The organism is Massilia sp. SYSU DXS3249 (assembly GCF_053668055.1).
The window spans coordinates 98,260-113,299 of record NZ_JBSIPX010000016.1 but is presented as its reverse complement, the minus strand read 5'-3'; the positions used below and the strand labels follow the sequence as shown (position 1 = coordinate 113,299).

12 protein-coding genes and 1 tRNA gene are annotated in these 15,040 nt (G+C 63.1%); 7 read left to right on the top strand and 6 right to left on the bottom strand.

What is annotated here, in order from left to right; all coding sequences use genetic code 11:
• Positions 1-130: 130 nt before the first annotated feature.
• From ACWCIA_RS17965 to ACWCIA_RS17950, 4 genes are all read right to left on the bottom strand, one after another.
• A tRNA-His gene (locus ACWCIA_RS17965) sits at positions 131-206 on the bottom strand.
• Positions 207-294: 88 nt separating this feature from the next.
• On the bottom strand, positions 295-1,161 hold the full coding sequence (gene murI / locus ACWCIA_RS17960; RefSeq protein ID WP_454165444.1) for a glutamate racemase: 867 nt from the start codon (positions 1,159-1,161) through the stop codon (positions 295-297).
• 107 nt (positions 1,162-1,268) lie between these two features.
• On the bottom strand, positions 1,269-2,801 hold the full coding sequence (locus tag ACWCIA_RS17955; protein ID WP_454165443.1) for a fumarate hydratase: 1,533 nt from the start codon (positions 2,799-2,801) through the stop codon (positions 1,269-1,271).
• Between the two features lie 22 nt (positions 2,802-2,823).
• Positions 2,824-3,432: a TIGR00645 family protein gene (locus tag ACWCIA_RS17950; RefSeq protein ID WP_454165441.1), complete on the bottom strand. Its 609-nt coding sequence runs from the start codon at positions 3,430-3,432 to the stop codon at positions 2,824-2,826.
• Between the two features lie 198 nt (positions 3,433-3,630).
• Here ACWCIA_RS17950 and acs point away from each other — a divergent pair, with 198 nt between their 5' ends.
• Positions 3,631-5,628 carry an acetate--CoA ligase gene (acs, locus tag ACWCIA_RS17945; RefSeq protein ID WP_454165439.1) on the top strand — a complete coding sequence of 666 codons (1,998 nt, stop codon included), beginning with the start codon at positions 3,631-3,633 and terminating at the stop codon, positions 5,626-5,628.
• A gap of 242 nt (positions 5,629-5,870) precedes the next feature.
• Positions 5,871-7,751, top strand: coding sequence for a PAS domain-containing protein (locus ACWCIA_RS17940; protein ID WP_454165437.1), 1,881 nt, complete (start codon positions 5,871-5,873; stop codon positions 7,749-7,751).
• 216 nt (positions 7,752-7,967) lie between these two features.
• On the opposite strand, the gene ACWCIA_RS17935 is transcribed toward ACWCIA_RS17940, so the two are convergent.
• Together ACWCIA_RS17935 and ACWCIA_RS17930 are read right to left on the bottom strand one after the other, a co-directional pair.
• On the bottom strand, positions 7,968-8,294 hold the full coding sequence (locus ACWCIA_RS17935) for a hypothetical protein (protein WP_454165435.1): 327 nt from the start codon (positions 8,292-8,294) through the stop codon (positions 7,968-7,970).
• A 127-nt stretch (positions 8,295-8,421) separates the two neighbouring features.
• Positions 8,422-9,006 carry a hypothetical protein gene (locus ACWCIA_RS17930; protein WP_454165433.1) on the bottom strand — a complete coding sequence of 195 codons (585 nt, stop codon included), beginning with the start codon at positions 9,004-9,006 and terminating at the stop codon, positions 8,422-8,424.
• Positions 9,007-9,608: 602 nt separating this feature from the next.
• On the opposite strand from ACWCIA_RS17930, the gene ACWCIA_RS17925 reads away from it, so the two are divergent.
• The 5 genes from ACWCIA_RS17925 (at position 9,609) to ACWCIA_RS17905 (ending at position 14,974) form a co-directional block, all read left to right on the top strand.
• Positions 9,609-10,841 carry a tyrosine-type recombinase/integrase gene (locus ACWCIA_RS17925; RefSeq protein WP_454165432.1) on the top strand — a complete coding sequence of 411 codons (1,233 nt, stop codon included), beginning with the start codon at positions 9,609-9,611 and terminating at the stop codon, positions 10,839-10,841.
• Positions 10,842-10,918: 77 nt separating this feature from the next.
• Positions 10,919-11,608: a hypothetical protein gene (locus ACWCIA_RS17920; protein ID WP_454165430.1), complete on the top strand. Its 690-nt coding sequence runs from the start codon at positions 10,919-10,921 to the stop codon at positions 11,606-11,608.
• 63 nt (positions 11,609-11,671) lie between these two features.
• Positions 11,672-11,947 (top strand): helix-turn-helix transcriptional regulator, encoded by a 276-nt coding sequence (locus ACWCIA_RS17915; protein ID WP_454165428.1) that lies wholly within the window; start codon positions 11,672-11,674, stop codon positions 11,945-11,947.
• Positions 11,948-11,957: 10 nt separating this feature from the next.
• Positions 11,958-12,893, top strand: a complete 936-nt coding sequence (locus tag ACWCIA_RS17910; RefSeq protein ID WP_454165426.1) for a toprim domain-containing protein — start codon at positions 11,958-11,960, stop codon at positions 12,891-12,893.
• The gene (locus tag ACWCIA_RS17905; RefSeq protein ID WP_454165424.1) at positions 12,890-14,974 is read left to right on the top strand and encodes a DUF927 domain-containing protein; all 2,085 of its coding nucleotides are present in this window, start codon (positions 12,890-12,892) and stop codon (positions 14,972-14,974) included. Before ACWCIA_RS17910 ends, ACWCIA_RS17905 begins: the two co-directional genes overlap by 4 nt.
• The last annotated feature ends 66 nt before the right edge of the window (positions 14,975-15,040 follow it).

Genomic DNA, 15,040 nt, shown 5'->3' with positions numbered 1-15,040 from the left:
TTCTCATGGTCGGAGAGGAAAGTCCCTAGCAGTTTTATCTTGGAAAGATGCTTGCTGTCCTGGCATGCAGGATTCGGCCTCTAAACGCAAAAAAGCCCAGTTGCATGAACTGGGCTTTCGCTTGAAATCTTGGGGTGGCTGATGGGACTCGAACCCACGACAACAGGAATCACAATCCTGGACTCTACCAACTGAGCTACAGCCACCACTGTCTTACATCACTTCTTTGCTTAACTATCTCAGCACTGCCGAGACAGAACGAGATTATACAAACTCCGAAGCAAACTGGCAAATCTAATTGTTCTGTCGGGTCAACATCGTACCGCCGTCCCCGGAGGCGACCTCATGCACAGGCGGATCGAGGCCCAGCAGGCCGGCGAAAGCGGCCGACAGGGCGGCTGCGCTGGCGCTCGTGTAGCCGTCGAGGCGGGCAGGTTCAGGCGCCGTGGCGGGGCGCGCCAGTTCGCCGGACAGCAGCAGCCGCTCCAGCTGGCGCGCGACGGCTTCACCCGTATCGATCAGCGTCACCGGCGAAGCCGTGTGCGCGGCGATCACGCGTTCGATCGAGGCCTGCACCAGCGGGTAGTGGGTGCAGCCCAGCACCAGCGTGTCGGCGCCCTGGTCGAGCAGGGGTGTGACGAAGCGGCGCAGCAGGGTGTCGGTGGTGCTTGACTCGAGCTCGCCGAACTCGATCTGGTCCGCCAGGCCGACGCAGGGTTGCAGCAGGAAGCGGGCGCCGGTGCTGTCCGCGACCTGGTCGCGCAGCAGCAGGAATTTGGGGCCAAGCAGGGTGCGCTCGGTGGCGAGCACGCCGACGATGCCGGTTTTGGTTGCCGCGGCGGCGGGTTTCAGGCCGGGTTCGACGCCGACGATGGGCATGCCGGGATAGCGTTCGCGCAGTACGGCAATCGCCGCCACGGTGGCGGTGTTGCAAGCGACGACGATGGCTTTCGCGCCTTGCGCCACGAAGAAGGCGCCGATGGCGAGCACGCGTTCGATGACCTGGTGTTCCGGTTTGCCGCCGTAGGGGGCGAAGCCGGAATCGGCGAAGTACATCAGGTGTTCGTGAGGGAGCTGCGCGCGGATGTGGCGCAGGACCGAGAGGCCGCCGACGCCGGAATCGAAGATGCCGATGGGGGCGTCGGACGGGGAGGGGGACATGGATGCCAAGGATGTGTGCGAACGCGCGTTGGACGCGTGGAGTCATTCAGGCCGGGGGCCTGAAGTCATTCAGACCGGGGGCCTGAATGACAAGCCGTCCACGCAGCTTATACCACTGCGACCGGAATGCCCTTCAGCGATTCGATCTTCGCCGACCATTCCTTCGGCCCGGTGTTGTGCACCGAGGTACCGTTGGAATCGACCGCCACCGTCACCGGCATGTCGGTCACGTCGAACTCGTAGATCGCTTCCATGCCCAGGTCTTCGAAGCCGACCACGCGGGCCGACTTGATCGCCTTCGAGACCAGGTAGGCCGAGCCGCCGACGGCCATCAAGTAGGCCGACTTGTGCTTCTGGATCGATTCGATCGCCATCGGGCCGCGCTCGGCCTTGCCGATCATCGAGATCAGGCCGGTCTTCTCCAGCATCATGTCGGTGAACTTGTCCATGCGGGTCGCGGTCGTCGGGCCGGCAGGGCCCACGACTTCTTCGCGCACCGGATCGACCGGGCCGACGTAATAGATCACGCGGTTGGTGAAATCCACCGGCAGCGGCTCGCCCTTGGCCAGCATGTCCTGGATGCGCTTGTGCGCGGCGTCGCGGCCGGTCAGCATTTTGCCGTTCAGCAGCAGGGTCTGGCCCGGCGTCCAGGAAGCGACTTCTTCCTTCGTCAGCGTGTTCAGGTCGACGCGCTTCGATTTTTCCGTGTCCGGCATCCACTGCACGTCAGGCCAGGTCGACAGCGCAGGCGGCTCGATGTAGGCCGGGCCCGAGCCGTCCAGCACGAAGTGCGCGTGGCGGGTGGCGGCGCAGTTCGGGATCATGGCGACCGGTTTCGAGGCGGCGTGGGTCGGGTACATGTTGATCTTCACGTCGAGCACCGTGGTCAGGCCGCCCAGGCCCTGGGCGCCGATGCCCAGCGCGTTGATCTTGTCGCACAGTTCGATACGCAGTTCTTCCAGCTTGTTCTGCGGGCCGCGCTGCTTGAGCTCGTACATGTCGATGTCTTCCATCAGCGACTCTTTCGCCATCAGCATCGCCTTTTCGGCGGTGCCGCCGATGCCGATGCCGAGCATGCCCGGCGGGCACCAGCCGGCGCCCATCAGCGGCACGGTCTTCAGCACCCAGTCGACCAGCGAATCGGACGGGTTGAGCATGACGAACTTGGTCTTGTTTTCCGAGCCGCCGCCCTTGGCCGCGATCTTGATGTCGACCGTGTTGCCCTCGACCAGTTCCATGTGGACCACGGCCGGGGTGTTGTCCTTGGTGTTCTTGCGCTCGAAATGCGGGTCGGCCACGATCGATGCGCGCAGCTTGTTGTCGGCGAAGTTGTACGCGCGGCGTACGCCTTCGTTGACGGCGTCGGTGACGGTGCCGCTGAAGCCTTCGAAGCGCACGCCCATGCCCACTTTCAGGAACACGTTGACGATGCCGGTGTCCTGGCAGATCGGGCGCTTGCCCTCGGCGCACATGCGCGAGTTGGTCAGGATCTGGGCGATCGCGTCCTTCGCGGCCGGGCTTTGCTCGGCCTCGTAAGCGCGCGCCAGGTGTTCGATGTAGTCAGCCGGGTGGTAGTAGCTGATGTACTGGAGCGCGGCGGCGACCGATTCGATCAGGTCTTCCTGTTTAATGACTGTCATGGGAATTCTCGTGGATGAAAAATTAATGGTGCTTGGACTGGTGGGTCGTCATGACGATGCGGTCGGTATAGGCGATCGCCATGGCCGACAGCAGGAACGCGAAGTGGATGATGGTCTGGAACATCATCGTCTCCGCGGTGTAGTTCGCTGCGTTGATGAAGGTCTTCAACAGGTGAATCGAGGAGATGCCGATGATCGCCATCGCCAGCTTGGTCTTGAGCACGGAAGCGTTCACGTGCGACAGCCACTCCGGCTGGTCGGGGTGGCCTTCCAGATGCATGCGCGAGACGAAGGTTTCGTAGCCGCCGACGATGACCATGATCAGCAGGTTCGAGATCATGACCACGTCGATCAGGCCCAGCACCACCAGCATGATCGTGGTCTCGGTCAGCTTCGTCGGGCGGGCAGCCCCGGGAACGGTCACCACGTCCAGGATATGGTTCAGCGAAGCGACATTTCCCATCGCCGCGCCGATCAGGTCCTTCAGCTCGACCCAGAAGTGAAATACATACACGCACTGTGCCAGGATCAGGCCCAGGTAGAGCGGCAGCTGCAGCCAGCGGCTTGCGAAAATCAGGTTGTTCAGGGGAGTCAGCTTCGGGCGGTCGTTGCTTGGAATGTGTTGCGACATCAGGTGCGGCTCCAGAGTTCGGCAAAATACAGCCCATCATTTTACACGGCTGGCGCGCGCTTGCAGACGGCTGCGTCGGAATCCCCCGAGGTTGGTAAAATCGCACCTGAATAGGGAGGGCGCACCCGCGCAGCATGTAAGGGCTCAGTAAGCGAGCGCGCCTAAGGTAAGGGCAAAACTACTACGATGGAGACTAGCATGGCCGAGAACGAGACCAACCAGGAAAACCATGGCTTGCAGGAGAACCGCGTATTCCCGCCGCCGTCCGAATTTAAGGCGAACGCCGCCATTTCCGGCATGGAAGCCTACGACAAGCTGTGCGCCGAGGCCGCCAGCGACTACGAAGGCTTCTGGGCGCGCCTGGCGCGCGAGCACCTCGACTGGCAAAAGCCATTCACCAATACCCTCGACGAATCGAACGCGCCGTTCTACAAATGGTTCGCCGACGGCCAGCTGAACGCCTCCTACAACTGCCTCGACCGCAACCTGATCAACGGTAACGCCGACAAGACGGCCATCATCTTCGAGGCCGACGACGGCAGCAGCACCAACGTTACCTACCGCGACCTGCACGCACGCGTCTGCAAGTTCGCCAACGGCCTCAAGTCGCGCGGTATTAAAAAGGGCGACCGCGTCATCATCTACATGTCGATGTCGGTCGAAGGCGTGGCCGCGATGCAGGCCTGCGCCCGCATCGGCGCCACCCACTCGGTCGTGTTCGGCGGTTTCTCGGCCAAGTCGCTGCAGGAACGCATCATCGACGCCGGCGCCGTCGCCATCATAACGGCCGACGAGCAACTGCGCGGCGGCAAGCCGCTGCCGCTGAAGGCCATCGTCGACGAAGCGCTCGCCATGGGCGGCTGCGAGACCGTCAAGGACGTTATCGTCTATAAGCGTACCGGCGGCAACATCGCCTTCACCGAAGGCCGCGACCTCTGGCTGCACGAGCTGGTCGACAACCAGAGCACCGACTGCGAGCCGGAGTGGGTCGATGCCGAGCACCCGCTGTTCATCCTCTACACCTCGGGCTCGACCGGCACGCCGAAGGGCGTCCAGCACTCGACCGGCGGCTACCTGCTGTGGGCTGCGCTGACGATGAAATGGACCTTCGACGTCAAGCCGGACGACGTGTTCTGGTGCACCGCCGACATCGGCTGGGTCACCGGTCACAGCTACATCACCTACGGCCCGCTGGCCGTCGGCGCCACCGAAGTCGTGTTCGAGGGCATCCCAACCTACCCGAACGCCGGCCGCTTCTGGGAAACCATCGCCAAGCACAAGGTGACGATCTTCTACACCGCGCCGACCGCCATCCGCTCCCTGATCAAGGCCTCGGATGTGGACGAGAAAGTGCATCCGAAGAACTACGACCTGTCCTCGCTGCGCCTGCTGGGCTCGGTGGGCGAACCGATCAATCCGGAAGCCTGGATGTGGTACTACAAGAACGTCGGCCAGGAACGCTGCCCGATCGTCGACACCTTCTGGCAGACCGAAACGGGCGGCCACATGATCACACCGCTGCCGGGCGCCACCCCGATGGTGCCGGGCTCCTGCACGCTGCCGCTGCCGGGCATCATGGCGGCCATCGTCGACGAGTCGGGTGCCGACGTGCCGAACGGGCAGGGCGGCATCCTGGTCGTCAAGCGTCCATGGCCGTCGATGATCCGCACCATCTGGAACAATCCGGAGCGCTTCCGTACCAGCTACTTCCCTGAAGAACTGGGCGGCAAGTACTACCTGGCCGGCGACGGCGCGATCCGCCACAAGGACACGGCCAATTTCACCATTACCGGCCGCATCGACGACGTGCTCAACGTCTCGGGCCACCGCATGGGCACGATGGAAATCGAGTCGGCGCTGGTGGCCAATCCGATCGTCGCCGAAGCGGCGGTGGTCGGCAAGCCGGACGAGACCACCGGCGAGGCGATCTGCGCCTTCGTCGTGCTCAAGCAGGCGCGCCCGACCGGCGAAGAGGCGAAGAAGCTGGCGGCGGAACTGCGCGCCTGGGTCGGCAAGGAAATCGGCCCGATCGCCAAGCCGAAGGAAATCCGCTTCGGCGACAACCTGCCGAAGACCCGCTCGGGCAAGATCATGCGCCGCCTGCTGCGCGTGCTGGCCAAGGGCGAGACCATCACGCAGGATGTCTCGACGCTGGAAAACCCGGCCATCCTCGACCAGCTCAAGGAATCGGCATGATGCGCTAAGGTGTCAGCGTCGACGACCGTCACAGGCGGCCCGTGCAGTCATTGCGGGCCGCCTGTTTTTATATGTGCACGTCGAATCCTGGGCGCCGTGCATCGTGTCGCCGGGTCGCAATTCGATTGCAGCATGGAAAAGAGCAGGTGTGACATCGCTGGAGAACGGGTACACTGGCAAGCTCCCGCATTGATTGTTGATATCGCCAGCTCCTGACGAGAGGCACGGCCAACCCCGACCCCATGCCATACCCGGATAACGCAGTCGATACCGCCGCGCCTCCTGCACTTCCCGCTACCTTGCTGGCAGTCGCGGCCGACACGGTCGATGCCTGCGTTGCCATCCTGACGGGGCCCGAGCTGCGCTTCACCTTCGCCAACCGCGCCTGCCAGGCCCTGCGTCCCGGCATGTCGATGGTGGGGCGGGCGCTGTTCGACGTCTTCCCGCGCGCCGGCCGCGAGCTGGAAGTCCAGCTGCAGCGCGTCATGCGCACCGGCGAGCCATGGAAGGCGCACCGCTTCGAGGCCGTCAGCGACAGGGGCGAACTGCGGGTCTGGGAAGGCGAAGTCGTGCCGGCCGCCACCAGCGGCGATCCCGTGCCCTCGGTCGTCGTGTTCGCGCGCAACGTCACCGCGACCGTCCGTGTCGAGCGCGCGCTGGCCGCCAGCGAAGAGGCTCTGCGCCGCTCGAACCAGAAGCTGCGCGACACGATCGACAGCATCACCGACGGCCTGCTGGTGATCGACCGCGACTGGCGCTACACCGTGGTCAGCGACCGCGCCGCGACCATCCTCGGCATGCGCCAGGAAGACCTGGTCGGCTGCCGCGTCTGGGACCTGTTCCCCTATGCGCCGGGATCGAAGTTCTACGACGGCTATCACGAGGCGATGGAAACCGGCCAGCCGGTCCAGTTCGAGGAATATTATCCGGCGCCGCTCGACCTCTGGCTCGAGTGCAATTGCTACCCCTCGGCCGAAGGCCTGACCGTGTATTTCCGCGACGTGTCGGCACGCCATCATGCAGAACAGGCGCTGCGCGAAAGCACTGTGCTGCTGAGCGCCATCAGCGACAGCTCGCCCGACGTGATCTATGCCAAGGATGCCCAGGGCCGGCTGCGCTTCGCCAACCCGGCCACCGTGGCGCTGATCGGCAAGCCGCTAGCCCAGATCCTCGGCCGCACCGACGCCGAACTGCTGGCCGACCCTGAAGTCGCGCGGCAGGTGATGGACAACGATCGCCGCATCATGGGCAGCGGCAACGGCGAGGAGCTGGAAGAGCTGGTGCCGATGCCCGACGGCGAAGAGCGGATCTGGCTGTCGATGAAGATTCCCCTGTGCGACGCGGCGGGGGAGGTCGTCGGCCTGCTGGGCATCTCGCGCGACACCACCGACCGCAAGCGCGCCGAGCAGCGCCTGCGCGACGAGAACCACCGCAAGGACGAATTCCTCGCCATGCTGGCGCACGAGCTGCGCAACCCGCTGGCGCCCATCGTCACCGGCGCCCGCCTGCTCGACATGTCCGCGCACGACGAAACCCGGGTCCGTCACGCCGCCCGCATCATCACGCGCCAGGCCGCCCACATGACCGAGCTGGTCGACGACCTGCTGGACGTCTCGCGCGTCACGCGCGGCCTGATCACGCTGGAAAAGACCGACGTCGACCTGCGCCAGGTGCTGTCGCACGCCGTCGAGCAGGCCCGGCCCCTGATCGACACGCGCGGCCACGGCTTCCAGGCGGCGATCTGCCCCGACCCTGTCTTCGTCCACGCCGACCGCACCCGCCTGATCCAGGCCGTCTCCAACCTGCTCAACAACGCCGCCAAGTACACCCCGCCCGGCGGCCGGCTCACGCTGGCGCTCGACGTCGGAGAGGACAGCGTCGAAATCAGCGTCACCGACACCGGCATCGGCATCGCCCCCGCCTTATTGCCGAAAGTGTTCGACCTGTTCAGCCAGGGCGAACGCACCCCGGACCGCTCCCAGGGCGGACTCGGCCTGGGCCTCGCGCTGGTGAAAAGCATCGTCGCCATGCACGGCGGCGAGGTAGCCGCCCGCAGCGACGGGGCGGGGCGGGGCAGTACCTTTGTCATCACCCTGCCTCGCCAGGTGGGGCTAGTCGGTTGAACCGTTGGCTGAACTAAAAACGCGTGGAGTCAGGAGGCTCGGCGCCCCCCCTCACACCCTACGCATTGCGCCAGATGTAGGGTGGAGTCCCGACTCCACGTGTTGCTGCGCCGGCAGAAAACTAAACGATGAAATGCCGCGATCAATGAAAAACGCCGCTGCGATGTGAATCGAAGCGGCGTTTTTGGCTGACGAGCAGGCTAACCTGCGACTGATTTACGACCCGGCAAACGGGCTACCGACAATCCCCACCGCCAGCTCAGCCCAGATAAACAGGAAGGCGAACCCAATCGCACCCAGGGCCAACAAGCGATTCTTGCCGCTGCGAATCCTGTTCGCAGCCAACTGCAGTAGCAGCCCGGTACCAAACAACAGCACACCCATGATCACGAAGTCGCTCGCGGTCCAGTTCACCTCGCCCGTGAACTGCATGGCCACCAGCGGGATCATCAGGAGCGCCGCGGTCGCGAGGACGATGCGCAGCAGCTGTTTCGAATCGAAATGTTTTACTGGGTGGTTTGCGCCGCCGGTCATGGTGGTCATTGGGGTCTCCTGGGTGGTAGGGCATGCTTGAACTGTCAGTTTGCCATCATTGGGGAGGGGGTTCAAGCGGTAAATACGGCGCGGGTTCGACAGGAAAAGCGAAGGAACAAGGCCCGGTACCCGCCGCTTACGATGGACGATTCCGGCCATGCCGCGTTGCCCAATGAATCGCCATTGCAAAGGGACCGGCGACAAACGCGATGCCAGGGAATAGCTCCCTCAGGATCATCGTGAACGACGCGAGACGATGGTTGCGATGCCAGTCGTTCGTCGGGAAAAGCCACAGCAAAACCGTGAGCGCCAGCCAGCATGCAGCGAGCGCCAGGATCATGTTGCGAACGCTAAACCGGCTGCGTTTCAGGAGGAATGCCGACACCGGCACGCCAATTAGTCCGAGCAAGGGCAGGACGATCACGAGCGAGATGACCGCGATATACACGGTCCAGCCCGGGACGATGGTCCACCGTTGTGCTTCACGGAGCAAGCCGGCGGCGGCTTGTTCGTTGAAGTTGAGATAGGAAGAAGTGAAGCTGAGAAGCACCAGGCCGAGCAGGCCTGCACCATAGCCCATGAGATAGGGGCGGATACCGATGTGTTGATAGGTCGGGCCGAGCAAGGAGCGCCACAGGGCGAATGGGAGGGCGGCGACGCCGATTGTTACTACGATGCCCAAGGGGAGTGTCATCCAGTAGAAAAGCCAGTCGGTGGGCATGGGGCGGTCTTGTGCGGTGTGGTTGTTTGGCTGTTACGTGGTGCCATTGGCTTAATGTATCAGAGTTACGGATCAGTTAAGTCCGTGGATTGGCGGGGGCGATGACTGGCGCGGAGCTGGGCGCTTTGCTAGAGGGGGCTCTGCTTCTGGCCGTTGGGAGCGAGCCGGAGGGCCAGCGGCGTGAAAAGATTGAAATGGCCGCCCGAAGGGCGGCAGGAGAGAGGGGGATTCGGTCACGTCCCGCGACCCCGCCGCGCCCTGCAGGGCGACGGCTTTCGAACCTGCCGCCTTGGCGACCGCGCAGAGCCCGCAGGGCTCTGCTTCTCTCCGCCAGGACAACAATGAAAAAGGGCAACCCTCGGGTTGCCCTTTTTCATTGTTGTCCTGGCGGAGAGAGGGTCCGCCGAGACCAAAGATCCGGCCTGAAACGAGCTGAGCTGTAGCGAGACCTGCATCTTGGCTGGATCGTCTTCCGACACTCTAGGAAAAATCGAAAACGAGCGTGTCAACACGAGAAAAAAGCCGTAAACCGTTGTGTCAATACGGCTCATGCATTAGCATAAAAGCGCAGCCCTTTTTGGGGGGTAGGAAAGGGGGTAGCTGTGCCACGCGTTGCAAAGGAACTCAGTGCTCTTGAAGTGCGCCGCTTGACGACGCCTGGCTATCATTCCGTCGGTGGGGTGCCGGGCTTGTTACTGCAGGTTATGGAATCGGGCAGTCGCTCGTGGGTCCTGCGGGTCATGGTGGCTGGCAAACGCCGTGAAATCGGCCTTGGCTCATACCCTGCTGTTTCGCTGGCGCTGGCGCGCGAAAAGGCCCAGGCGATGCGCGACGAAATCGCTGCCGGTACCGATCCTGTTTCCAAACGCAAGTCGAACAGGCAAGCCCTGCACGAACAACAGGAAGCCGAAAAACGCTTGGCCTGGACCTTCTACCGTTGCGCCGAAAAGTTTATCGATGTGAAGAAGCCGGGCTGGCGTAATGCCAAGCACGCGCAGCAATGGCATAACACGCTGGCCAGCTACGCCTACCCGCTGATCGGCGACATGGCCGTAGCGAGCATTCGTGTTGAGCACATCATGCAGGTCGTGGAGCCCCACTGGACAACCAAGAACGAAACCATGAACCGTGTGCGTAACCGCATCGAGCAGGTCCTCGACTGGGCGGCCGTGCATGGCTACCGCGAACAGGTCAACCCCGCCCGGTGGCGTGGCTGCATCGACAAATTGTTGCCCAAGCCCTCGGATGTCGCACCGGTCGAACATCATCCCGCTATGCCCGCGGAAGGGATGTATGAGTTCATGCGTCGTCTGCGGGCCATCACGGGCGTGAGCGCACGTTGCCTCGAATTTGTCGTCCTCACCGCATGCCGCTCTGGCGCTGCCAGGCTTGCCACCTGGGATGAGATCGACTGGAAGAACCGCGTCTGGAACATCCCGGCCGAGCCGGGTCGGAAGATGAAACGGCCGCTGCGTGTCCCGCTGTCTGATCCTGCCATCGCCCTGCTGAAGTCCGTACCGCAGGGTGAAGGTGAGGCACTCATCTTCCCGCACAAGAAAGGTCAGCCACTGTCCGACATGGCACTTACGGAGCTCATGCGTGGCATGGCGCTCGATGCGGTCCCGCACGGGTTCCGCTCGACGTTTTCGAGCTGGGCTGCATCATCCACCGCCTATCCCTCCGAGGTGCGCGAAATGGCGCTCGGGCATACCGTGGGCAGCGACACCGTGCGCGCTTATCAGCGTGACGACCTGTTCGTAAAGCGAGTCTCCATGATGGCGGACTGGGCCGCGTTCATAAATGCCAGCCCGCATACCGAACAGCAGCCGATCTGAACAGATTCGCAGCTGCATCGAGCGTCTGTTCACCGGCGCCAGTTCTAAATAAAACCTCTCCTGGGGCAATGAGCGCTATGGAAAATTACTCGATGTGGTTCCAGTATCAGCATGAAGTGGCGGTACATCTTTTGCGCTGGCCCCCCCAATTTACCGCGCGGGTCTGGGCCGCGCTGTCCTCCGACCTGGCCCCATTCCTGTCCGGTCGTGATCCCAAGGCGCCCGACCCCATCACGGCCGCCCTCCTGCTCCGCAAGCAAGCTCCGACCGTGCTCGCCGACCTCGCAAGCAGGTGCAATATTAGCGAAAAACAAGTCTGGGCTCTGTTGATCGACCGAGCTGAGCCGACTACCACGCCCTTGGACCGTCTTTCGGCTGCGCGCGACCAGATTCGCCAGCTGACGGCGCAGGAAGACTTTGCTGAGCAGCAGCGACTGCACCGCAACTTCAACTACGGTTCAGAGGAACGTCAACGCCAGTCGGGCCGCGCGCAAAAGCCCCGCGTTAAGGTTGACGAGGGTTCGGGCCAGCTGTCCCCCGCCGAGATCATCACCAAGCTGGCTGGCGCGAAGCAGTATAAGGACTGGAGCGCGAAGGAGCTTTGGCCTGCTTTCCTGGGCGAGATGGGAGTCAACCATTTCGATCCCGTGGAAGGTAACTCCAAACGTGGCGACCTCAACTGCACGTATGATCTCAAGGGCAAGAACAGGACTATTTCACTGGGGTATTTTGCCTGCTTGGTATCTGGTCATCGTAAGGAAAAATAATATTAGCCGGGCTACCCTGATTTCCTGAGGACCATGGGTGTTTTACTCACAAGGAGGCACACCATGGCAGCAAAAGTCATCCAGGATCACCAACCGGAAGCATCCGGACACGGTTCCAAAAACGATCGCATCCCCACCGCGCTCAAGCACTTCGACGAGCTCCCCGACTCAGCACACGTGCGTCAGCCCGTCGTAGAGGGGCTCTACGGCTGCTCGGCCGCCACCGTCTGGCGCCGCGTCAAGGCCGGCGATATTCCGGCACCGAGCCGCTTCGCCGGCCGCGTCACCGCATGGAACGTCGGCGAGCTGCGCCGCGCCCTGAAGATCGTGAACGTGTAAGGGGGCGACGATGAACACCACTACGAAGAAGAACCACTACGCCAATGTTGGCGGGTATGCCGACTACCAGGAGGGAGTTCAACAGTTCGAGCGCATGGCAATCGACTTCGGCTTCAGGGCTGACTTCAAGGCGGAAGCCGACGGTTTGCTGCACCGTACCGCGCTGGAGAAGGACAAGCGTGGCCGCCGCAACGGATGGTACGTGCTGCACGCGGACGACCGCGTCGCTGGCGTAGTCGCCAACTGGACCACGGGTGAATCGAAGAACTGGTGCGCCAAGTCGCCGATGCGCATGTCGGCAGCTGAAGCGGAGGCGTTCCGCATCCGCGTCGAGTCGGCCAAGGAGGCGCGCGCTGAAGTCCAACACGCGCGCCACCAGAAAGCTGCGCACCGCGCGGCAGATCTCTGGCTGCGCGCCAAACCCTGTACCGATCACCCATACCTGACGACCAAAGGCATCAGCGCCGGCGGGGCACGCGTATGTGCGTGGCCGCAGGGGTTCATTGACCCGACGTCGGGCGAGCGCGATCGCACGCCGGTTCAGTCGCTCATTATCCCGATGCGCGACACCAACGGTACGATTATGAGCCTGGCAGCCATTGCCCCCGATGGTCGCAAGGACTTCCTGTTCGGTGGCCGCAAACGCGGTTGCTACTACACGATGGGAGTGGTGGTTGATACGGTGTGCATCACCGAGGGCTTCGCCACGGGCGTGAGCGTTTATGACGCGACTGGCTACGCGGTCGCTATCGCTTTCGACTGCTACAACCTGCTGCCGGTGGCGCTGGAACTGCGGGCCAAATACCCGACTGTCCGCATCATCCTCTGCGCCGACGACGACCGCTACACGGCCGGGAACCCGGGGTTGACCAAGGCGACCGAAGCAGCAAAGGCGATCAATGGCCTGATCGCGAAGCCGATCTTCACGTGTGGGGGCGCCCAGTGAACAAGCTCACCGACTTCAACGATTTGCGTGACCGCGGCTTGATTGCGGAGTGTATCGCTGCTGCACAGCCTGTGGCGCCGATCGAACCGGCGGTGGTGGAAGGCGCGACGCCGACGGTGCAGGAAGCAATGCCGGACGCAATGCCATCGCCCGGTTTGGCGACGCAGGTCCCTACGCCCGCCCCAGTCGCCGTCTCGGTCAACCGCCTTGCCGCACTCGGGCCGGTCGAGTACGACCGTGTGCGCAAAGACGAAGCGAAGAAGCTCGATCTCCGTCTGGGCACGCTCGACAACTTGGTGGCAGAAGCGCGGCAGCAGCTGTGCCGCGGACAGGATGAGCAGAATGACGGCAACGAGGAGGCGGAGGCACACTTGACCTCCGACGCCGCATACACGATTGGGGTCCCACCCGACTTCGTCGTCACCAGTGACGGGGTTTACTCGTGTAGCCGCAGCGGGCGCGAGGAGGACGTAGTGCGTGTCTGCGCAGCACTGCGCGTCACGGCTTTGGTGCGCGACACGGCATCCGCCAATTGGGGACGCGTGCTGGAATTCGTCGATGCCGATGACATCCCACACAAATGGGTGATGCCAATGGCCACACTGGTCGGGGACGGCCTGGAGCTCTGTCGCGAACTCGCGCAACAAGGCCTCGAGATCGACACGGGACCACGTGCTCGGGCCTTGCTCATCAAGTACATCGCCAGCTGCAAACCGGACTCGCGTGGCAGGTGCGTACAGAAGACGGGCTGGTACCAGAGCGTGTTCGTGCTGCCTGACCGCACGGTCGGGAAGGGTACCGAAAACGTGTTGTACCAGTCTGAGAGGGCCGGCAAGCACTACGCTCAGGCCGGTACGCTCGACGAATGGAAGTACCATGTTAGCCGCCTGTGCAGTGGCAACAGCCGCTTGGCCCTGTCGGTGTGCGCCGCGTTCGCGGGCCCGTTGCTGCACTTCGTCGGGCAGGATTCTGGTGGCGTGCATTTTGTCGGATCAAGCAGCATCGGCAAGACCACAATGCTCGGCGTTGGCGCGTCGGTGTTCGGTGGCCCCAGCTACATCCAGACCTGGCGCGCCACCGGCAATGGCCTGGAAGGACTGTGTGAGCTGCACAATGACACCCTGCTGGTGTTGGACGAAATGGGCGAGGTTGACGCGAAAGATGCTGGCTCGATCGCCTACATGATCGGCAATGGGGCCGGCAAGACCCGCTCGGATCGTAACGGCGATGCGCGCATTAAGAAAACTTGGCGCCTCATGTTCCTCAGTTCGGGGGAGGTGGGGCTGGCCCAGCACATGACGGAAGGCGGCAAGGTGGCCCGCGCTGGGCAGGAGGTGCGGCTGATCGACCTCCCGGCTGACGCGCGCGCCGGTCACGGGGTCTTTGAGCACTTGCACGGGTTCGGCAACGGCGGCGCGCTTTCCAATGCGCTCAAGGAGGCAACCCGGCAATACCATGGCGTTGCCGGGCTGGCATTTATCGAAGCCGTGACCGAGCAGCTTGCCGCGCTCCCGGCCCACATTAACCAAGCCATTACGGCCTTCGTCAATGCAAACTTGCCGGAAAACGCTGGCGGCCAAGCTGCCCGGGTCTGCGCTCGCTTCGCCATCATGGCAGCAGCTGGTGAAATGGCGACGGCATACGGCGTAACGGGCTGGGAACGGGGCAGCGCAAAGCAGGCCGCTGCAACATGCTTCCGGGCGTGGCTCGACCAGCGCGGCGGCGCTGGCAACAGCGAGCGGGAAAAAATTCTGGCGGCGGTACGGGCCTTCTTCGAAACGCATGGTGACGCCCGCTTCACGGAGTTGATGCCCCAGAATGACCGTGCGACGATCAACCGTGCCGGTTTCCGGAAGTGGAGCGACGCGGGAGAGGAATTTTATGTGCTGCCCGAAGCCTATAAGCGTGAAGTGTGCGCGGGATTCGACCAACGCACCGTCACCAAAGTGTTGCTCGAGGCAGGCTGGCTCCAGCCGGGGAAGGACCAGAAATCGGCGCAGAAAAAGTCCTTGCCGGGCTTGGGAGAAACGCGTGTCTACGTGATTACCGCGGCGATGTGGCGCGGTAATGAATCTGACTAGATTTTTGCATTGGTGGCCGACGGATCGCTTCGCGCTGGTCCATAGTGTCGATTATGCCGACGCCAA